We start from the raw sequence: 20,708 nt of genomic DNA, 5'->3' as shown, positions 1-20,708 counted from the left end.
GGCTGTATCACTACGTGAACGGTACTCCTGGAGTATTTTTGGATAGATCGTGCAATCTTAATGCAATACGTGTATGGACAAAAATCTGCTCAGAGCCTGTGTGGACCGAGACAGAAGGAATCCGTTGGACGCATGATGTCTTTTTGACATGGACAACCTTCTCCCGATTGACGTGAGAAGGTTTTTTTATTCCTCACACGATCCACGGGCTTGATGCAAAAGAGGAGAAATGAAAAATGGCAACAAACGACAGACCCATTACGACTTCGAGTATCCGCAAGAAAAAAGAAACGCGAACCCCGATTACCATGGTGACCGCCTATGATTATCCGTCAGCCAAATTAGCGGATGAAGCTTGCGCTGATATGATTCTGGTTGGTGATTCATTGGGAATGGTCGTACTCGGTTATGACTCCACCATCCCTGTTACGATGGAGGATATGCTACATCATACGAAAGCAGTAACGAGAGGGGCCAAGCGTGCATTTGTCGTGGCGGACCTACCTTTCCTCAGTTATCACGGAACGCTTGAGGAAGCGGTGAAAAACGCGGGCAGACTAATGCAAGAAGGGCTGGCCAAGGCGGTCAAGATGGAAGGGGGGCGTGAACTCGCCCCAATCATTACACGTTGTGTACAAGCAGGCATCCCTGTCGTTGGACATATTGGACTTACCCCACAATCGGTCCATCAATTAGGTGGTTACAAAGTACAAGGTAGAGATCTGGAGGCAGCCCAAAAATTGTTGGACGAAGCTCTTGCCATTCAAGAAGCGGGTGCATTCGCCATTGTTCTGGAATGTGTTCCAGAAGAGGTCGCAGGCATGATTGCGGACAAGCTGGACATCGCTGTGATTGGGATCGGAGCAGGTGTGACTTGCGATGGACAAGTGCTGGTGTTCCATGATCTGGTCGGCTACGCATCGGATATCACACCGAAATTCGTCAAGCGCTACGCAAACATCGGAGAAACAATCCGTGAAGCGATTGAGACCTACAACAAAGAAGTCGAAGCAAGAAGCTTCCCGGGGCCTGAGCATGTCTTCCATGCCTCAGAAGAAACCATCAAGGAATTGTACGGGGAAGGAGTGAAGCAGTCATGATGCAAACGATGATGCAGCAAGTCTCCACAATTGCAGAGATGCGCGTTCATTTAAAAGAAGCACGTCGGCAAGGCAAAACGATCGGGATGGTGCCGACTATGGGATTTCTGCATGAAGGACATCTCAGCTTGGTGAAAGCTGCCCGTGAAGTATGCGATTTGGTCGTGATGAGCATTTTCGTAAACCCGCTGCAATTTGGGCCGAATGAGGACTTTGAACGCTATCCGCGTGATATCGAACGGGATAGCAAATTGGCTGAAGATGCGGGAGTGGACTTCCTATTTACCCCGGAAGTCAGCGAGATGTATCCAAAGCCGATGTTGACCAATATTTCAGTTGCGAATGTGACGTCTCCATTGTGTGGAGCTTCTCGCCCAGGCCATTTTGATGGCGTATCGACCGTCGTCAATAAATTGTTTCAAATTGTCCAGCCCGATTACGCCTTTTTTGGACAAAAGGATGCCCAGCAGGTAGCCGTTGTAACGCAAATGGTTCACGACTTGTCGATGCCAGTTCAAATCGTTCCATGCCCAATTGTACGCGAAGCGGATGGACTTGCCATGAGCTCTCGAAATGTATACTTGTCAGCGGACGAGCGCGCACAAGCGCTAGTGCTATCACAGAGCTTGAAGCATGCAAAAGTATGGTTGGGAGAGGGTATGGCTCTTTCAGAAATCAAAGATCGTATGACGCATATCATTTCCGAGAAGCCGCTGGCTGATATTGATTATGTGGAAATCTTGAGCTATCCAGCGCTTGCACCAGTCGAGCAGGAAACAGCAGGTCAATCGATCATCATCGCGCTAGCTGTTCGTTTTGGCAAAACACGCCTGATCGACAATACGATTACAACAATCAAGTAGAGAAAAGGGAGGAATTCTTAGTGTTCCGCACCATGATGAAAGCAAAAATCCATCGCGCAACGGTAACCGAGGCAAACTTGAACTATGTTGGCAGTATTACCATCGACAAAAATTTGTTGGATGCACTGGATATTTTGCCTAATGAAAAAGTACAAATCGTCAATAACAACAACGGAGCACGTCTGGAAACATACGTCATCGAAGGTGCTCCAGGTAGTGGCGTCATTTGCTTGAACGGAGCAGCTGCACGTCTCGTACAAGAGGGCGATATCGTCATTATTATTGCCTATGCGATGATGACGGATGAAGAGGCGAGAACCTACAAGCCACGTGTCGCCATCATGGATGAAAAAAATCAGATCAAAGAATTGATTGCAGAAGAAGTACACGCGACGATTCTGTAAGCGATCTGTCGCTTCCTGCATAGAGCCACCTGCCTTGTGAGACAATGAAAGTACTCATGCCTCATAGGGGGTGGCTTTTCTTGTGAAAATCGAAGACTGGTTCCATACGCTTCGTAACAAAGCGCAGACGATTGAAGAGAAGTGGCAGAAGGCTTCTGAAAAAGAGCGTCTTCAGCTCGCGGAACAATTGTTTCAATTGCGTCAAGTAAGCGATACAGTCGTAGACCTGTGGCTTCAATTCGAAGAAAAATTATCGAATGCCATTCGAAGTATCAAGGAAATGGAAGGACAGCTTCCGGCAGAAGAGAAAAAGACGCAACAGTCGCAGGTGAATACAGAAGCACCAAAGGCCGTTGAAATGAAAAAAACAGCAGACGGAAAAAAGAAAGACCATTCCCCGGAAACCAATCTATATGAGCCGATTTTTCGTCGTGGGGAAGGATTTTATCATTTACGCATGTTCCAGGACGCGAAAAAGTGTTTTGCAGAATTAGTCCAAAAATCACCAGACTGGGAAAGTGGCCGCCTGTACTACGCCTACAGTCTCCTATTGTGTGAGGAGAAAGAATTAGCCTTTCGGGAATTCCGTCTTCTCGGCAGGACAGCAAGCTCACCTACCATTGTGGCCATCAGCTTCAATGCCATCGGATGCATACTGGCAGAGGAGGAGCAATGGCTAGAGGCGGCACAAGCTTTTAAGACGTCTCTCGAGATCAAGCCAGAACAAGAAGAAGCCAAATACAACCTCGCGCTATGCTATTTAAGGGATGGCGATGCACAGGAAGCTTTGGACGAATTAGAACCGTATCTAGAAGAAAACGAGCACGATTGGGAAGCGCAGATGCTATGGCTGCGTGCTGCCAAATTACTGCATACGATGGATCAGACGGTGGAATGGAGTCCACCGAAAGGCTTGCAGCTGCCGACACGTGATTTGGACAGCGATACTCTTCAGGAAATGGCTTCTCTGTACGAAACAGTGGGCAACTACCACCGGGCACAAATTTGCTATCACTTTTTGGCTGAGCGTTTACCAAAAGATGGGTGGACGTGGCATGGCTTGGCTTGGAATACTTGGCTCATAGCGGGTACGAAGCGCGCATTGACGCTCGTCAAAAAAGCAATCAGTCTTGCACCTGAAAATGACGACTTTCTTTTTAGTTATGGATGGATGCTTTTGTTTGACGGAAGGGTAGACGAAGCAATCAAAGCGTTTCGGATCATACTGGAGAAAAACCGAGACAATCGTCTCGGACAATCCGGGATGATTTCCGCATATGAAAAGCTTGGGGATACACAAGAGGCGAAACGGTTAGCAAAGTATTTCCTGGAAGACGCTGAGCCGTATGTACGTTCGTTAGGGTATCTTCATCTGGGAAGAATCGCGGTTGTGGAAGAAAATTGGCGCCTAGCTGAACAATATTTTCAACGGGCATTGCCATTCGCAGAACAGTTATGGGAAATCCCCATCTATCTACAATTGTGTGCAAGCAAGCTCGGTCAATCAGAAATGCAAACCGAGCTCGTACAGCCTTAAATGTACAGGAGAGCAGGAATATTTCCCATCGTTGCCGAATGTGAATGGGTGCGGATTGAATGTTTCCGCCCAGGTTACGAGGTGACAGCGTTTGAATCGATTACTAGTTGTAGACTTTGAGACGACGGGAAGCCATCCACGCCAAGGAGACAGCATCATTCAGATTGGTGCCGTCGCAATCGATGACGGGCAGATTACCGAGAGTTTTTCCACCCTGATTCATCCTGGCCAGGATATTCCCCCATTTATTACCCAATTAACAGGGATTACCAATGAGATGGTTGAAAATGCTCCTTCCTTGGAAGAAGTATTTCCAGATTTCTTGCGTTTATTGGACGGACGAGCTTTTGTTGCACATAATGCAAGCTTTGATCTCCAATTTTTACAAGAAGCCCTGCTGAGCCAGGGCTATTATGCGTTCGATGGCTATGTGCTTGATACAGTAGAGCTATCCCGTGTTCTTTTGCCAATGCAAAATAGCTATAGACTCGGAGAACTAGCGTCTGAGCTGGACATAGAGCACGATAATCCCCATCAAGCAGACAGCGATGCACTTGCCACGGCGCAGCTCTTTCTCCACTTGCTGGATATTTTAAAGAAAATGCCGCTTGTGACGATCTCGCGGCTACAGATGCTCGTCTCTTCGTTTCGCTCTGATATCGAGGTTCTTTTACGTCAGATCGAAATGGAAAAGCTCATAGAACTGCCAGAGCTGGATGGAACGCCAAAAGAAACGGATTCCTCAGACATGTGGGATATTTATCGCCAGCTGGCCCTTCGGAAGCGAGAAGAAAAAGCAACGGTGTCTCTGAAACGTCCCCATATCGATGCGGGCGTGACTAAAGCGTTTGCTGATCAGCTCGAGGATGTTTTGGGCGAAAACGGGCACATGCAAGCTAAAATGACGGGGTATCAACGTCGGGATGCTCAAGACGCGATGATGCATGCCGTCTATGAGGCAATGGAGGATGGTGCGCATTTACTGGTAGAGGCAGGGACAGGTACGGGAAAATCATTAGCCTACCTCTTGCCGGGGATTATTTGGGCCCATCACAATCAGCAGCAGCTGGTGGTCAGTACCAACACCATTCAATTGCAGGAACAGCTATTCCATAAGGAAATCGCTACCTTGCAGGAGTCGTTGCCGTTTTCCTTCACAGCTTCGACACTAAAAGGCAGAGGAAACTACTTATGCTTGCGTAAATTTGAACAAGCCGTAGACGAACCTGTAGAAGGAAGCAGCCAAGAAATGCGGTTGGTCAAAGGACAGATGCTGACGTGGCTCACGCAAACCGTTACCGGTGACGTGGAAGAGCTGAGCATGCCCCCAAGTGGTCAACTGCTATGGCAGCAGGTAAAAAGTGATACGAGCTCTTGTTTGAATCGGGCTTGTCCTTGGTTTAGCCGCTGCTACTATTTCCAGGCGAAGGAACGCGCACGCGATGTTGACGTACTCATCGTCAATCACGCCCTTTTTATCAGCGACTTGCAAGCGGAAAACAGAATCCTCCCTTCGTATGAAGTTGCCATCGTTGATGAGGCCCATCATTTGGAGGATGCCGCGACACAGCATTTAGGCAAGCAGTTTTCAACTACGCAGCTTCTCTTCTTGTTAGATCGTGCATCGCTTGAAGAGAGTGGGGCTATTGCCCGCTTCGCAGAAGAACTGCAAAGCTGGATGCCTACCGTACAAGAAGATGTTGCCACAATGCTTCAGGAGCTGAGAAAGCAGTCCGCTTCTTTGCGAGAGAAAGCGCAGCAATGGACGCAGCTCTTGTATTCATGGGCATCAGGGCGCGCGGAGGAAACGACAGACGCCGGACGTGAGACAGTACGTTATCGGATCGAATCGTTTGTAGGCAAACACGAGAAAATACGCAAAGTAACCAAAAAGCTGATTGAAGGGATGACAGCACACGCTGCGGGCATCGAGCAGCTTTTGCGAACCACTCCACAAGAAGAAAAGCCTCCTTTTGCCGTACGCAGTCTACTGACGGATTTATTCGGTCTGATCAAAGACTGGCAAAACGCCGTGGAGCTACTTCACTTCTTTTTACTTGAGCAGGATGCCGAGTATGTATATTGGATGGAAGTAGAGTCCCGGACAGCTCGCAAGCAGGTCCATTTGTCAGCAGCACTCTTGAAGGTTGCCGACTCACTGGCAGAACCGCTTTTCGCGCAGAAGCGGAGTCTGATCTTGACATCAGCCACTCTGACTGTCAAAAACAGCTTCTCCTACATCAAAAGCCAGTTTGGTCTTGACCAACTACCTGAGGAACGAGTGCGTACCTTGTCACTGCCTTCGCCGTTTCATTATGAAGAGCAGGGGCTGCTGTTGATTCCATCAGATTTCCCCGCACCGGGCAAAGAGAGTGACCATACGTATTTAGAAGAGGTAATTCAGGGTTGCGTTGATGTCGTACTGGCTTCGAAAGGAAGGACGCTGATTCTGTTTACCTCCCACTCGATGCTTCGACTCGTTTACCAAGCGATGAAGGAACGGCTTGCGGAGGCTCCAGAACCGTATACGTTATTCGGTCACGGCATCGATAGCAACAATCGGAGCAAGCTGGTACGTCTGTTCCGAAGCATGGAGAGAAGTGTTCTGCTAGGGACGAGTAGCTTCTGGGAAGGTGTCGATATCCAGGGGGAATGGCTGAGCAGCTTAGTCATTGTTCGCCTCCCATTTGCTCCGCCGAATCATCCTGTATATCAAGGCAGGGCAGAGCTGTTGAAGGCAGAAGGAAAGAACGCCTTTATGTCTTTGTCTCTTCCACAAGCCGTTTTGCAATTCAAACAAGGTGTAGGGCGATTGATTCGCCATCACTTGGATCGCGGGGTCGTGATCGTATTCGACACTCGTGTGGTTGAGTCGAGATATGGACGTTCATTCCTTAAATCTTTGCCGCCATTTCAGATCGAAAGTGGTTCATGGCCAACGCTGCGAGAGCGCATAGAACCATTCCTTAGTATGCAATCCCTGTCAGATTCATAAAATGAAGCAATAGTCTCATAGGGATTAAGGTGATAAAATAAATGTTATGGAAAAAAGCGTGGCGTTGGTGGATTGTGGTTCTCTGTGCGATTTTCCTTTGCGCATGCTCGATTGACAGTCATTTGCTAGAAGCAGCAGTGAAGATCGAAGATCCGTTTGAAACGGAGACCGAACAGGACTTTTCTGGTCTCATTATCACCTACTTGGCACTTCCTCATGGTGAAAGTACACTTTTGAGAATGCCAGGTGGCAAAACGATGCTGATTGATACGGGTACGGCAGAAGATTGGCCCGTTCTTTCAGCGCGTTTGGCAGAGCTTAAGATCACACGGCTCGATTATGTGGTGTTGACGAACGATCAGCCTGAATATATGGGAGGCTACGCTTCATTAAGCCAGCAAGTGCTTGTAGATGCCGTCATTTTGCCCAAGCTGATCTCACCATCGATTCGCCATGTCGTGCTGCTTCGCCCCAACCAAAAGCAGATGGAAGCAGAACAAGGACAAGTACTTACTCTTGACCAAGAAATCTCCATGGAAGTTTTGCTTCCGGATGAGCCATTATTTTTATCGCCACAGAACAATTCTCTCGTTTTTCGATTGATGCACGGTCAATTACGGTTTTTATTTATGAGCGCCGTGAATGAAAAAGCAGAAGAGAGACTGTTGGAACAAAAAAATGACAAGCTGAAGGCGGAAGTGCTCAAGGTAGCCGGTCAGGGGAGCAATCAAGGGTCTACGCAACCCTTTCTGACGCAGGTCGATCCGCAGGTCGCCATTATTCAAACAGGCCGATCGCGGGATCAAATGAAAGAAGGTCAGACGGAAGTCATGGAGCGCTTGGGGGAGTCATGGGCGGAGACATATATTACCAGCCACGACGGTTCCATTACCATTTTATCGAATGGAAAAGAATATCGGATTTTGAAGCAAAAGAATTAGGGGGGAAGACCGAACGTGGCAAAACACGAAAAGATTTCGGAAGCGGTCGTCCGTCGTTTGCCGATTTATCTGCGTTACCTCAGTTATTTGCAGCAGGTTGAGGTGACCACCGTTTCCTCCCAACAGATGGGCAAGAATCTTGATGTGAATCCTGCCCAAATCAGAAAAGATCTTGCAGCTTTTGGTGATTTTGGAAAAAAAGGAATCGGCTATGATGTCGATTATTTGGTGGAAAAAATACGTGAAATTCTGAAGCTAACGGATGAAATCCGTGTGGCTTTGGTCGGAGCTGGACATTTGGGCCATGCCATTAGTAACTACAACGCTTATTTGAAAGATAACATGCGGATTGCGGCCATCTTTGACAATAACCCCGAAAAGCAGGGCAAAAAGGTCGCAGGTATACCGATCCAGCCTTTATCAGAGCTGGAAGAAACGATCGTAAACAAGCAAATTAAGCTGGCGATTATTACGGTACCGGCACCTGCTGCGCAATCCGTATGTGATCAGTTGACTCAAGCGGGTATCAGGGGGATCTTGAATTTCGCCCCTACGACGATTCGCGCAGGAAAAGATGTTCGCATTCACTATGCGGATGTGACGTCCAACCTGCAAAGCTTGGCCTACTACTTGACGTAAGAACGGAGTGTATACTATGAAAAAGACGATCCTCATTCACGCAACAGTCATTACCGCTAACGATACGAATGAAGTCATTTATGATGGTGCCGTAGCATTCGAAGGCAACAAGATTACGTACGTAGGCCCAACGCCTGAGGACCTCTCGGAAGCAGGATACGATGAAGTCATTGATCAAAAAGGGGACTACATACTGCCTGGATTAATCAACACACATGGACACGCTGGCATGTCCCTCCTGCGCGGTTATGCAGATGATTTGCCGCTGCAACAATGGCTGGAAGACAAAATGTGGCCATTGGAGGCGCAATTCACGGGGGACACAGTAAAATGGGGTACCCAATTGTCGCTTATCGAGATGATTCGTACTGGAACTACTACGTTTGTAGATATGTATGATCATATGGATGTCGTGGCGAAGGAAGTCGATGCAGCTGGAATGCGTGCACGCCTTTGCCGAGGTATGATCGGTCTGTGCTCCGAAGAAGAACGTCAAACAAAGCTGAAAGACGCGACTCTTTTTGCAAAAGAGTGGCATAATCAGGCAGACGGTCGGATTACAGTCATGATGGCACCGCATGCGCCGTACACTTGCTCGCCAGAATTTATTACCCAAATTATCGAAAAAGCCGATGAGCTTTCCTTGCCGCTTCATATCCATATGTCTGAAACCGCTTGGGAAGTTGGGCAAAACGAGAAGGACTATGGACTGCGTCCAGTTGCTCATTTGGAAAAGCTGGGAATGTTTAATCGCCCAACACTCGTCGCGCACGCTGTTCACCTGACGGATGAAGAAATCGACATTTTGGCAAAATACAACGTGAGAGTTTCTCATAACGTAGTGAGCAATCTGAAGCTGGCAAGCGGTGTTGCGCCAGTTCCGAAGATGTTGGCAAAAGGTGTCAGCGTTTCGCTGGGTACCGACAGCTCGGCAAGCAACAACAATTTGAATTTGTTTGAGGAATTGAAACTCGCTGCGATCCTGCACAAAGGTGTGAACAACGATCCAGTAGCCGTACCAGCAGAGGAAGCACTTCGCATGGCTACTCGTTATGGCGCAGAAGGGGTATTCCAAGAGGAAACACTCGGAAGCATTGAAGTAGGCAAGCAAGCTGACTTGATCGTGCTAGATAGTCACCAAGCACATTTCCACCCAGCCCACCAACCGATTTCACACGTGGTGTACGCAGCAAATGGACGAGATGTGAAAGATACGATTGTAGCGGGTAAATTCTTGATGCGTAATCATAAACTGTTGACCATCGATGAGGAGCGCGCGATTTACGAAGCGAACCGTGTATTCCAAACGTTAAAACGGTAAAAGGCTCCTGTCAGGTGGGGGACAGGAGTAAGGAAGTGCAGGTGTAGGTAGGGGAATTGGATACTACGACGTTCCGTTGTTCATTTTCGCCACAGCTTTTGTCAGGAGATGATGGCGAAAATGAAGAGTGGGTGTGTGCGACCATTGACGCAAGGGAGACGACAATCCTGCCCAGGAGACGCGGTATTCCTGCAACAGAAACCCAAGTATGTCAGGAGATGTGGTTTGTTGTGAAGCTGTCACGCGCTCACCTCCTCGGGGTGTATATGTAGTATGACCGCCTGACCTCAAGCTATGATTAGCAACTTTTCCGTGTCGTTCTAAAACCTTCCCGTATAGCATAGGCTAAAGACAAAAATGGGACAGGGGGGACGACATGTACATCCGGCCCAAAATGCTGTGGTGGCTCATTCCTATCCTACTCGGTCTATTCCTCCTCGGTATTGTATTGGGGACGGTAAGTCGATCAGCCAATACAGACAGCACAGATACTGCGTCTGCGGTCAAACAAACAGCAGGTACGGAGCAGACTGCGACAACGGTAGAGGAGCTTTTGGAGCAGATCACGCAGGACGAGGAACGCTCATTTTTGGTATACATGCAGGATCAGACCTTGCATGGGCGATATCGAAATGAACAATTTCAGCTCGCAGGAGAAATCGGTGGCCACCAGCTTGAAATAGCCAGAGAAGATGGGCAGCCAGTGTCGGTGCGAGTTGATGGTCAGATTCAGGATCATGCCGCACTGCCCTATGCGCTGTTCACCCCGCATGAGCACGCAGCTTTGCTCAAGGGAGTTTTGCAATCTGTTCGTCCTGAACGCCTGAAAGATACTGCAGGGCAAGGATGGAGTGGATATCGGATAGCGGTACCACCTGAGGAAGTCTCTTCGCTATTATCGATGTGGCTAGGTCCATCCTTCCCCATTCAGGATTTGACTTCGAATGTAACGAACGGAATTAACGTCAACTACCAACTATGGTACGAATCATCTACGGGGCAGCTTCGTCAACTGAAGCTGGATTTGCAAATACAAACGGCAGTTGGAGTGAAGAGAGATCAGCTTCGATTCCGATTGTAATGTCAGCCACGTAAAGGAGTTACTTTGCTGTGTTAGTACGAATTATCCTATCAATCGTAGCCGTCATTTTACTAACGGGAGCAGGATTCGCCTATCACTTGACGGCTTCAGTAGCAGGAGAGCGCAAACAATTTGAGGAGACCGTTCGTCAGTGGGTCCACGACCGTACAACGATCACGGAGATTGAATCCATTGATGAATATCGAGGCAAGGAGAGCTACGCGGTCGTCATTGGGAAAAATAAGGCGGGGACACCGGTTGTTGCTTGGATGACAGATCAAAAAGTTAGCTTTGATCGAATGGATCTAGCAGTTCCCAAAAAGAATGTAGAAGAGGCGGTTTACAAGTCATTCCCGCAATCGGAGATCACTCATTTGGTTCCTGGTCTCGAAAACGCCAAGAAATTTTGGGAAGTCACTGTTAAAGACAAAGACGGTCGTTTTCACTATATTCACTATGATTTATTCACAGGTGCTCTACTAACCTCATACGTGCTTGCGCCAACCTAATACGCTTCCTTGACGACAGGCCTTTTCCTTATGGGAGAAGGCCTGTTTGGCATTCCACCCAACATCTGTATAAGAAATTGATATACTCATATGATATACTGGGGACGTTGCAGAGAGAGAAAACGAGAACGATATTTATGGGGGGAGTAGCCGTGCAGTTGAAAAAGAGCACAATTGGATTGTCTTTGGTAGCAACATTGGCACTCCTGTTCGGAGGATGGTTCTTGTATCAAAAGATGGAGATTGAGGAGCCAATCCGTGCAGAAATTGGACAAATGCAGTCCGCAACATTGGGCAATTTGGAGATCAACAAAGATAAAATTCAAATAGATGTAACTGTTACAAAGCCAGACGCTTTTCCAGCAGAATATCGCAATCTGTTAGCAGAAACAAAAAAGATTGCAGGGGAAAAAGAAGTAGTCATTGACATAGACAACCAGTCGACAACGATGAACGATATATGGCAGAGCGGTCAATTTGTGTTTACTGAAGCGGTGGAATTACATGAATATAGCCGCATTCCGGCCCTCATGGAACAATGGAAAAAGGGGAATCAGCTGGACGAAGCATCTGCATTGATGGATGACGAGAACATTTATGTTTACTTGAAAAAAGGAACGGAGGATTTTTACACCATCATATCCCGTTCAATTGAAAAAGAGGTGACGGCACGTGCGTAAGGAAATACTGATCGGCGTCGTACCTGCACTGTTGATTTTTCTTGTTTTTCTAGGTGTAAATATTACGCCTTTCCTGGTATTTGGAGCCGTACTGGGGGCGATTTACTTTCTGGTTATTCGTCAACAAAATGGACAAGGCGGGAATGTCGCGCTTGGTGGGAAAAGAAAAGTAAACAAGCACGAGCTGCCGAAATCGGACGTACAGTTTGCTGATATCGGTGGACAGGAACGCGCAAAAAAAGAACTGAAGGAATCGCTTGATTTTCTGGTGTACAAGGACAAAATTGAGCAATACGGGATTCGCCCGATCAAAGGTGTTCTTTTGACAGGTCCTCCTGGTACGGGTAAGACACTGATGGCGAAAGCGGCAGCGAACTATACAAATTCTGCTTTTGTGGCGGCTTCAGGTTCGCAGTTTGTAGAAATGTACGTCGGTGTCGGTGCACAACGCGTCCGTGAATTGTTTCAAGAAGCGAAGGCATTAGCAGAGAAAAATGGGCAAGACAGCGCGATTATTTTTATCGATGAGATCGATGTCGTCGGTGGAAAAAGGGACGGTCAACAGCAGCGTGAATACGATCAAACCTTGAACCAGCTGTTGACAGAGATGGATGGTGTAGCTACGACCGACAAGCCGAGAATTTTAGTCATGGCAGCTACGAACCGGAAAGACATGCTCGATGCAGCGCTGTTGCGTCCTGGTCGTTTTGACCGTCATATTTGCGTTGATCTTCCAGACAAGCCAGCACGCGAGCAGATATTGACCATTCATACGGCTAATAAACCGCTTGGCGAGGACGTCACACTGGAAAAAGTGGCACAGGAGACATTCGGTTTTTCTGGCGCTCAGCTGGAAAGTGTAGCGAATGAAGCGGCCATTTACGCCATGCGTGACCGTCAGGAAAAGATCACTGCGAAGCATTTTGCTTTTGCTGTGGACAAGGTCATGCTCGGAGAGAAGGTTGACCGTCAAGCATCAGAGGAAGAGAAGAAGCGTGTTGCTCTTCATGAATTGGGCCATGCCATTGTCAGTGAGATGGTGCGATCAGGCTCTGTCTCGCAGGTCACGCTGAGTCCACGTGGCAAAGCACTTGGATACGTCCGACAAAATCCAATGGAAGACCGCTATCTGTATACCAAGGAAGCAATGGAAAAGCAAATCATGGTTAGCCTCGGGGGAGCCGTAGCGGAGGAAATCTACTACGGTGGACGCAGTACTGGATCGAAGAATGATTTCGAGCAAGCGCTGGGAATGGCACAGGAAATTGTACAAAGCGGGATGTCGGATCTGGGGATTGTACATTTGCAATACGTGGAGAAGAGTCGTATTCATGACGAGGTTGAGCGCCTCTTGGAAGGATTGCTCACAGAAACTCGCAATCTTTTGAGACAGTATGACTCCGTTTTCCAAACGGGCTTGTACACTTTGATGGAAGCAGAAGTTCTGCAAGGCGATGAGTTTAGGACGCTTTTGTCACAAACGAAGGAAGAAGTTGCGGTATAAATGAAGATAAAGAACCTGCTAGCCAATGGAAGAGTTGGCGAAGCAGGTTTTTTTGCGTTTGCTGGCAACTTAGGCAAATAAGGACGAAACAATTTTGTAGACGCGGTGCCAAATACCGAAATGGCTGAATATCCTACAAGAGTGATACGGGAATGAAATCAGGAGGCAAGGAGACCCTATGGCCAATGTGAACCGGCGAAAAACAAACAAAAGTCTGAGTAAAACCTTTAGGCAGACCATGCACGAGTTACCGCTCTCTTATACATCATCACCCGATCGGGAGTGGATGGAAGACCTCGAATTAAATCTGCTTGAAAGTAATTTGGAGAGCAATCAGAGAATACCTCCCCTCTCTGATGCCACACCCAAAGAGCAACAACAACCGATTCCCAAAGTACCCAAGCAGGACCTATCCTCCAGACAGGACTCGTCTTTCAAACAGGAGTCGTCTTTCAAACAGGACTCGTCTTCCAAACAGGATTCAACTTCTAAACAGAGCGTATCCTCCAAACAAAACTCAACAGCCAAACAAAACTCATCCACCAATCAGAACTCATCCACTAATCAGAACTCATCAACCAATCAAAACGCATCCACCAATCAGAACTTTTATTCGAAGGTCATCAAAGATCGAAATGATGATCGTGTCCAATCGTTTGTCTATACAGACGACTTGACAGATCAATCGGTGACAACAGAAAAAATTGCGAATCGTGCCATTGACTCATCCAAGATTAAGCAAGGCGCCGTGGATAATTCGATTTTGAAGGATTATGCCGTGGACAGCAGCAAACTCGCGGACATGAGCGTAACCTCCACCAAACTCGCACCGCATGCGATACTGAGGGATCATCTGGGGCGGGGAATCGTAGACGGTGAGCATTTGCAGGATTATTCGATATCCGCGCAAAAATTGATCAATCATAGCATTACGTCGGAGAAGTTAGCTGATAAAACCATCGACTCCATGAAATTTGCCGACCACTCGATTCAGAGTAAGCATATTCAGGAGCAAGCCATTACGCATGAGTTGATCCAGGATCAATCGATTACTACGGAAAAAATAAAAATGGGATCCATTCAAACAAGTAACCTCGCCAATTATGTGATCAACACAGTGAAGCTTGAGGATGGAGCAGTCACAGGAGATAAAATACGCGATGGAGCAGTCACTTCGACGAAGATAGACGAGGATGCAATTGAGTCTCAACATATCCGTGAAGGCTCCATTTACCGTCACCACCTCACTGAAGAGCTAATAGATGGCAGTAATATTAGCGCTGGCAGCATCACGAATCATCACATTGCATTTCAGGCCATTTACAGCCAGCATTTACAGCCAGAAGCAGTGACCAGTGATAAAGTGGGGCCATATGCGATTTTGACTGAGCATTTGGACAATAACAGTGTGACGACAGAAAAACTCGCCAAAGAATCCATCGGTAGTACACATTTACAAGCTGGTAGTGTCCTAGCGAGCCACTTGCAAGACGGGATGCTGACGTCCAAAAAAATTGGGGATCAGCAGGTTACCACTGGAAAAATAGCCGACAAGGCTGTCACTATCGACAAATTGGCGAACAGGAGTGTAGGAGAGAAACACTTACTCGACGAGAGTGTGAGTTCACGACATCTGATTGACGGGTCCATTCGTTCAGAAAAGTTGGCAAGAAGATCTGTAGAAGAACATCATTTGGCTGACAAACTCATTGGGGGCAATCATCTACGCGAATACATCATCCACACGCAACATCTGCATGACCACTTGGTGACCACCTCAAAATTGGCGCCGGAATCTGTTTCCACAGACAAAATTTCAGACCTAAGCATTACGACAAGCAAAATTGGAGATGCCGTCGTCACAGCCCCCAAAATAGCCAAAGATGCGATCAAGACACGCCACCTGGGCAGAGCAGCCGTCACAGGGGAAAAGATCGCCGAAAAAGCAATATCGTCTACACATCTCAACAGTCATACCATTCAAAATGAACATCTCCAGGGTAACTCCATTTCCAAGGAAAAATTACAGGAAGGCAGTGTCACCCGAGAGAAAATAGCTGACCAGAGCATTGATGCGAGCAAGCTGGATAGCCATTCGATTCATGGTGCTCATGTCATAAAAGGCAGCTTGGATGGAACCCATATTATGGAGGGGACGCTCAAAGGAAATCATCTTGTCACCAAAAGCATAACAGAACAGCATCTGCAAAACCGGATCATTACGCAGGAAAAACTGGCAGAGGACTCCGTGACCGGTTCCAAAATTGCGCCCAAAGCTGTCTCTACGCTTCACATTGCGAATGAGTCGATTACGGCTGAGAAGCTGAGCTTTCCGGTCATTGAAACGCATAATCACGTAGGAGTAACCTTTCAACAATTCGGTTTCGTCCCATTCAGACTTTCTGCCACGAGCAAGTCCACAGATGTGACCGTTCGTTTGCCACAGCCATATGCGGATACACATTATTGTATGGTGGCGATGACAAATCAACCGGGGATATATACGTCGCTCAAATACACCAAGAGGACTTCTGCGATCATCACCGTGTTTCGCAATCAAGAGGGTCAAGAAACGACTGGTGTAATTCACTGGATCGCGATTGGAGAAAAGGGGATAGGTGTTCCACACGAAATATTGGAATGGTCAACGGAGAGGGAGCAACTGGAGGCAGAAGAAGTCGACGAAGATCAGATCGAGGAAGATCAAGACATGGATGATGAAGACATGGATGATGAAGATACCGATGATGATGACACCGATGATGATGACACCGATGATGATGATGCCGATGATGAAGATACCGATGATGAAGACTCGGATGATGAAGACACGGATGATGAAGATACGGATTATGAAGATACGGACGATGAAGACACGGATTATGAAGACACGGATTATGAAGATACGGACGATGAAGACACGGAAGATGAGGACATGGACGAGGATGACATGGATGAAGATGAAGAGGATACGGATGAAAGTGATCTCGAGCAAGATTATTATGAAAGTAGTGAAGAATACGATAGCGATATCGAGTATGATAAATAATTCGGTAGGAAACAACAATGGGGCGAGTGGATGAATCAGAAGCAGGGAGGCCGATGTTGAGATCAGGTCTCCCAAATGCACATTTTGTTTACATAATTATTTTATGGTTAACATTTTAAAAGAGACTTTCATTGAATTTGCAGGCCCCCAATAGTATAATTGTTAGGTATACTTAGTCTGTATTTGCGTGGCATGGTAAATGGAGGGAATCATTCAATGTTGACGACGATTGCCCGAATCGGGCAGCATGTTGGACAAGAAGTACGCCTGGGATGCTGGTTATACAACAAACGCAGCAGCGGCAAGATTCAATTTTTGCAGCTCCGTGATGGCTCTGGTTTTATTCAAGGTGTAGTAGTAAAAGCAGAAGTAGCGGAAGAAGTGTGGGAGAATGCATCGCAGCTCACACAAGAAAGCTCACTATACATAACCGGTGTTGTTCGTGCTGATGACCGCGCACCAAGCGGTTACGAACTGACAGTAACAGGTGTGGAAATTATTCAGATCGCCCAGGAGTATCCGATTTCCTTGAAGGAACACGGTGTTGACTTCCTCATGGACCATCGCCACCTGTGGTTGCGTTCTCCACGTCAGCGTGCAGTCATGGCTGTGCGTTCCGAGGTGATTCGCGCCATGTATGAGTTCTTCCACGAGAACGGATTCGTAAAGGTAGATCCACCGATTTTGACACCGACCTCTGCGGAAGGTACCACTAATCTGTTCCATACCAAATATTTTGATGAGGATGCATATCTCTCGCAGTCCGGCCAGCTTTATATGGAAGCAGTCGCTATGGCGTTAGGTCGCGTTTACTCTTTCGGTCCAACTTTCCGTGCTGAGAAATCCAAGACACGTCGTCACTTGATCGAGTTCTGGATGATCGAGCCGGAGATGGCATTCGTGGATCACGAAGAAAATCTGCGTATTCAGGAAGCGTTTGTTTCCCATGTGGTACAATCCGTATTGAAAAACTGTGGACGCGAACTGAAAACGTTGGAGCGCGATACATCAAAACTGCAAAATGTAACGGGGTCGTTCCCACGCATCACGTATGACGATGCGATCAAGCTCTTGCAGGAAAAAGGTAGCGAGATCAAATGGGGAGACGACTTTGGGGCACCGGATGAGACCATGATTGCGGACCACTTCGACAAGCCTGTTTTCATCACCCACTATCCTACCGAAATCAAGGCTTTCTATATGAAGCCACACCCTGAACGCCCGGAAGTGGTTCTGTGCGCGGATATGATCGCGCCGGAAGGCTACGGCGAAATCATCGGGGGCAGCCAACGGATTGATGATCCAGAACTCTTGGAGAAACGTTTTGCTGAGCATGAGCTTTCGGAAGAGGCTTATCGCTGGTATTTGGATCTGCGCAAATACGGTACAGTTCCTCACTCTGGCTTCGGTTTGGGTCTGGAGCGGACGATTGCATGGATTTGCGGTCTGGATCATGTGCGTGAAACTATTCCATTCCCACGCATGCTGAATCGTCTCTACCCATAGAGAGTTTCTTTATCGATCAAGGATCTACACCCTGTTGCGAGAGGGCAGCAGGGTGTTCCTATTGTTTGACAGCGCGTTTTACGCACTCCCTTGTTATTCCAACCCAGAGGTGAATATGCGTTATGGACTCCCATATATTGCAATTGTTGCAAGAAGGAGCAACATCGGTCTCCAACCTTCTTTTGAAAATGTATAAGCGTATGTCATTGACTGATGACGAGATGATGCTACTGATTCATCTGCTGTCCTTTCAGCAGGAAGGGAATCGATTCCCGACCTTAACGGAGCTAGAGGAACGCATGTCCATGACGAGCAGGAGATTGATTCAATCTCTTCAAAAACTATTAAAAGAAGATTGGATTACGATAGATGAGTTTATCGATCCACAGACTGGTATGCGTCATGAGCAATACAATTTGACCCCGCTGTACAAAAAGCTGTACCAGACCTGGCGGGAGCAGCAAGCAGATCCGCGAAGCATGGAGCCATTCTTGGAAGTAGCTGTTTCTCTGGATGCCGAACCTGTTGCCATTTACGCTCGTTTTGAGCAGGCATTTGGTCGCCCGCTAGCACCGTTTGAATTGGAGAATATCCATATGTGGACGGAACAGGACGGTTATCAGGAAGAATTGATTTTGACCGCTTTGCGTGAGGCTGCAACCGTCGGCAAGCTCCACATCCGCTATATCGACAGGATCTTGCTCGAATGGCAAAAGCAACAGATAACAACCGTGGAACAAGCGCGTCTTTACAGCTTGAACTTCCGCAGACAAGCAAATATGAGAGACCACGGGCAACCGCTTTGATTTCATCCAAATCAAGCGGTTTTTTCTATGTCACCGTACACGTACCCATTTTCCTTGTCTGTCATAAGATATTACGTAGATGCAAGCTTCAGGAGGCGATGACTTGTGGAAAAACGAAAAAAATGGGATCTGTCTCATTGGGTAACACCAGGTGTATTTTCAGGAAGTTATGTCGTAGATGAGGCCGTTCAACGTATTTCAATCGTAAAAGCCAATGAAAAACAGGAAGAGGAAGTAACAGTAAACGTCCAGGAGCTAGTCGTAAATACAACAGCAGAACAGCCGAAGGAACTGGTCTTGGAGCCTACCTTCGAAATTATTATGAGAGAGACTGACGAGGCAGTCGTGGAACAGGTTCACAAGCTTGAGGAAGAAGTGATCGAACTGAAAGAGGCGCTTGCGTCGTGGGAAGAAAGATGGGAGAAGCTTGAAGAAAACCACACAAAACAATTGCAGTATTTGTATCAAGTAGTTCTTTCACTGAAAAAGGAGTGGGAGATCGAGCGAAATGAACATCGCAATTATTAGTCCGGGCCCCTTTTCTGTGCCACCGGTCAAAGGAAGCTCGGTCGAACACGATATTGACGAGGTCACAAAGATGATCGACCCCATGCATAACGTCACGATCTACACTCGTCAATGTGCGGCTTATCCAGCCTCATCCGTGGACGAAAACCGAAAGTTCATTCGCGTCCCATACCAAGGGCCAAAGCCGTATTTGCGCCGGATTATTAACCATATCAAGAAGAACAAGCCAGATGTCATTCTCGTGGAAAACAGGCCGATCTATGTTTTAACCTTAAAACGGCATTTTCCCAAGATCCCAGTCTTTGTGAATATGCACTCTCACGTGTACGGGTCACAGCCGATCATCAGCAAGGAAAATATGCGGCGTGCAGTTCGACTGGCAGCAGGTTTTATTACGAACAGTGAATTTTTACGGAAACATTTTATTCGGACGTGCAAGATACCTGCAAATAAAATTCATGCGGTTCACCTCGGAGTCGATGTCACGCCTTATCAGGTGGCAAAGATAGCGATTAAAAAAATGCGTCAAGAACTCGGATTGAAGCCAGATGATCGCGTCTTGTTTTACGCAGGGAGACTCATGCGTGGAAAAGGGGTGCATGTGCTGATTAAAGCCTTTCACCAGGTGAGCAAACAAGACCCGAAAGCCAAACTCGTCATTGTGGGCGGTACGGGATACGGCGGTAATCGCCTGAATCCGTATGTTCGCGAGCTCAAGCGCCTTGCGAAGCCTTTGGGTGAAAAGGTTCGATTCGTCAATTTCGTACCATCCGCAAAAATGCCGCTTTACTACCAAATTGGGGATGTCGTGGCGACACCATCCGTTTGGAAAGAAGCATTTTGCCGTGTCAACTTAGAGGCAATGGCTTCCGGAAAGCCTGTCATTTCGACGCCACGGGGTGGCATTCGTGAAGTCGTTGCCCACGAGCAAAGTGGCTTTATCATCCCGCCAAAAGATTGGCAAAAAGGTTTGCCACAAGTCTGGGAGCTGTTGTGGAGTTCACCTGCCGTCCGGATTGAAATGGGCAACCAGGCCCTGCAACGAGCTAAGTTTTTTTCTTGGTATGCGACAGCGCAAGGCTATCTGAACGTGTTTGAAACAGTAGTTCCAACGCGAAGCGAAGAGAAACAAGAGCTTTTAAAAACGGGGTAATTCGAGCGTAAATGATGTAGGTGGTTGCCTTTTCTTGCGCCAATGTGGACGTCTGCCCTGTCCAGCTTTCCAGATACGCATACCTTATAAGT

Annotated in this window: 18 protein-coding genes; 17 read left to right on the top strand and 1 reads right to left on the bottom strand. The window is 47.5% G+C overall.

Translation table 11 applies throughout. The features are described from left to right. Positions 1–236 precede the first annotated feature (236 nt). The 8 genes from panB (at position 237) to C7R93_RS03485 (ending at position 9,800) form a co-directional block, all read left to right on the top strand. A complete protein-coding gene (gene panB / locus C7R93_RS03520) occupies positions 237–1,100 on the top strand; it encodes a 3-methyl-2-oxobutanoate hydroxymethyltransferase (protein ID WP_106837493.1) in 864 nt (287 codons plus the stop codon). Then, on the top strand, positions 1,097–1,963 hold the full coding sequence (gene panC / locus C7R93_RS03515; RefSeq protein WP_106837492.1) for a pantoate--beta-alanine ligase: 867 nt from the start codon (positions 1,097–1,099) through the stop codon (positions 1,961–1,963). The genes panB and panC overlap by 4 nt, the downstream gene beginning before the upstream one ends. A gap of 20 nt (positions 1,964–1,983) precedes the next feature. Next, positions 1,984–2,367 carry an aspartate 1-decarboxylase gene (panD, locus tag C7R93_RS03510; RefSeq protein WP_007723146.1) on the top strand — a complete coding sequence of 128 codons (384 nt, stop codon included), beginning with the start codon at positions 1,984–1,986 and terminating at the stop codon, positions 2,365–2,367. A gap of 82 nt (positions 2,368–2,449) precedes the next feature. Then, positions 2,450–3,904 carry a tetratricopeptide repeat protein gene (locus tag C7R93_RS03505; protein ID WP_106837491.1) on the top strand — a complete coding sequence of 485 codons (1,455 nt, stop codon included), beginning with the start codon at positions 2,450–2,452 and terminating at the stop codon, positions 3,902–3,904. A gap of 91 nt (positions 3,905–3,995) precedes the next feature. Further along, positions 3,996–6,899, top strand: a complete 2,904-nt coding sequence (gene dinG / locus C7R93_RS03500) for an ATP-dependent DNA helicase DinG (RefSeq protein WP_106837490.1) — start codon at positions 3,996–3,998, stop codon at positions 6,897–6,899. Positions 6,900–6,940: 41 nt separating this feature from the next. Beyond that, positions 6,941–7,840 (top strand): ComEC/Rec2 family competence protein, encoded by a 900-nt coding sequence (locus tag C7R93_RS03495; RefSeq protein ID WP_106837489.1) that lies wholly within the window; start codon positions 6,941–6,943, stop codon positions 7,838–7,840. A 15-nt stretch (positions 7,841–7,855) separates the two neighbouring features. Next, positions 7,856–8,479, top strand: coding sequence for a redox-sensing transcriptional repressor Rex (locus tag C7R93_RS03490; protein WP_047069024.1), 624 nt, complete (start codon positions 7,856–7,858; stop codon positions 8,477–8,479). Positions 8,480–8,495: 16 nt separating this feature from the next. Continuing rightward, the gene (locus C7R93_RS03485) at positions 8,496–9,800 is read left to right on the top strand and encodes an amidohydrolase (RefSeq protein WP_106837488.1); all 1,305 of its coding nucleotides are present in this window, start codon (positions 8,496–8,498) and stop codon (positions 9,798–9,800) included. Between the two features lie 63 nt (positions 9,801–9,863). Here the strand turns inward: C7R93_RS03485 and C7R93_RS29915 are convergent, their stop codons facing one another. Then, a complete protein-coding gene (locus C7R93_RS29915) occupies positions 9,864–10,043 on the bottom strand; it encodes a hypothetical protein (protein ID WP_146142405.1) in 180 nt (59 codons plus the stop codon). A 133-nt stretch (positions 10,044–10,176) separates the two neighbouring features. On the opposite strand from C7R93_RS29915, the gene C7R93_RS03480 reads away from it, so the two are divergent. From C7R93_RS03480 to C7R93_RS03440, 9 genes are all read left to right on the top strand, one after another. Beyond that, positions 10,177–10,881, top strand: coding sequence for a hypothetical protein (locus C7R93_RS03480; protein WP_106837487.1), 705 nt, complete (start codon positions 10,177–10,179; stop codon positions 10,879–10,881). Positions 10,882–10,910: 29 nt separating this feature from the next. Next, the gene (locus C7R93_RS03475) at positions 10,911–11,390 is read left to right on the top strand and encodes a cell wall elongation regulator TseB-like domain-containing protein (protein WP_106837486.1); all 480 of its coding nucleotides are present in this window, start codon (positions 10,911–10,913) and stop codon (positions 11,388–11,390) included. A gap of 152 nt (positions 11,391–11,542) precedes the next feature. Continuing rightward, positions 11,543–12,070 (top strand): hypothetical protein, encoded by a 528-nt coding sequence (locus C7R93_RS03470; protein ID WP_106837485.1) that lies wholly within the window; start codon positions 11,543–11,545, stop codon positions 12,068–12,070. Continuing rightward, positions 12,063–13,574: an AAA family ATPase gene (locus C7R93_RS03465; protein ID WP_106837484.1), complete on the top strand. Its 1,512-nt coding sequence runs from the start codon at positions 12,063–12,065 to the stop codon at positions 13,572–13,574. The genes C7R93_RS03470 and C7R93_RS03465 overlap by 8 nt, the downstream gene beginning before the upstream one ends. Before the next feature lie 178 nt (positions 13,575–13,752). Next, on the top strand, positions 13,753–16,623 hold the full coding sequence (locus C7R93_RS03460; protein ID WP_106837483.1) for a WIAG-tail domain: 2,871 nt from the start codon (positions 13,753–13,755) through the stop codon (positions 16,621–16,623). A gap of 216 nt (positions 16,624–16,839) precedes the next feature. Beyond that, positions 16,840–18,129 (top strand): asparagine--tRNA ligase, encoded by a 1,290-nt coding sequence (gene asnS, locus C7R93_RS03455; protein ID WP_106837482.1) that lies wholly within the window; start codon positions 16,840–16,842, stop codon positions 18,127–18,129. A gap of 122 nt (positions 18,130–18,251) precedes the next feature. Further along, positions 18,252–18,935 (top strand): DnaD domain-containing protein, encoded by a 684-nt coding sequence (locus tag C7R93_RS03450; protein WP_106837481.1) that lies wholly within the window; start codon positions 18,252–18,254, stop codon positions 18,933–18,935. Between the two features lie 105 nt (positions 18,936–19,040). Continuing rightward, positions 19,041–19,463 carry a hypothetical protein gene (locus C7R93_RS03445; RefSeq protein WP_106837480.1) on the top strand — a complete coding sequence of 141 codons (423 nt, stop codon included), beginning with the start codon at positions 19,041–19,043 and terminating at the stop codon, positions 19,461–19,463. Next, complete coding sequence (locus C7R93_RS03440; protein ID WP_106837479.1) at positions 19,444–20,616, top strand: glycosyltransferase family 4 protein; 1,173 nt, start codon at positions 19,444–19,446, stop codon at positions 20,614–20,616. Before C7R93_RS03445 ends, C7R93_RS03440 begins: the two co-directional genes overlap by 20 nt. The last annotated feature ends 92 nt before the right edge of the window (positions 20,617–20,708 follow it).

It is taken from the genome of Brevibacillus fortis, assembly GCF_003013395.1.
In the GTDB taxonomy this organism is placed as follows: Bacteria; Bacillota; Bacilli; order Brevibacillales; family Brevibacillaceae; genus Brevibacillus; species Brevibacillus fortis.
This window is presented reverse-complemented; position numbering and strand designations above follow the sequence as displayed.

What these genes read in the sequence shown, in the direction of transcription:
- asnS (WP_106837482.1), top strand. Translation starts at nt 16,840, where the DNA reads ATGTTGACGACGATTGCCCGAATCGGGCAGCATGTTGGACAAGAAGTA.
- C7R93_RS03485 (WP_106837488.1), top strand. Translation starts at nt 8,496, where the DNA reads ATGAAAAAGACGATCCTCATTCACGCAACAGTCATTACCGCTAACGAT.
- C7R93_RS03440 (WP_106837479.1), top strand. Translation starts at nt 19,444, where the DNA reads ATGAACATCGCAATTATTAGTCCGGGCCCCTTTTCTGTGCCACCGGTC.
- C7R93_RS03450 (WP_106837481.1), top strand. Translation starts at nt 18,252, where the DNA reads ATGGACTCCCATATATTGCAATTGTTGCAAGAAGGAGCAACATCGGTC.
- panC (WP_106837492.1), top strand. Translation starts at nt 1,097, where the DNA reads ATGATGCAAACGATGATGCAGCAAGTCTCCACAATTGCAGAGATGCGC.
- C7R93_RS03480 (WP_106837487.1), top strand. Translation starts at nt 10,177, where the DNA reads ATGTACATCCGGCCCAAAATGCTGTGGTGGCTCATTCCTATCCTACTC.
- C7R93_RS03460 (WP_106837483.1), top strand. Translation starts at nt 13,753, where the DNA reads ATGGCCAATGTGAACCGGCGAAAAACAAACAAAAGTCTGAGTAAAACC.
- panB (WP_106837493.1), top strand. Translation starts at nt 237, where the DNA reads ATGGCAACAAACGACAGACCCATTACGACTTCGAGTATCCGCAAGAAA.
- C7R93_RS03495 (WP_106837489.1), top strand. Translation starts at nt 6,941, where the DNA reads ATGTTATGGAAAAAAGCGTGGCGTTGGTGGATTGTGGTTCTCTGTGCG.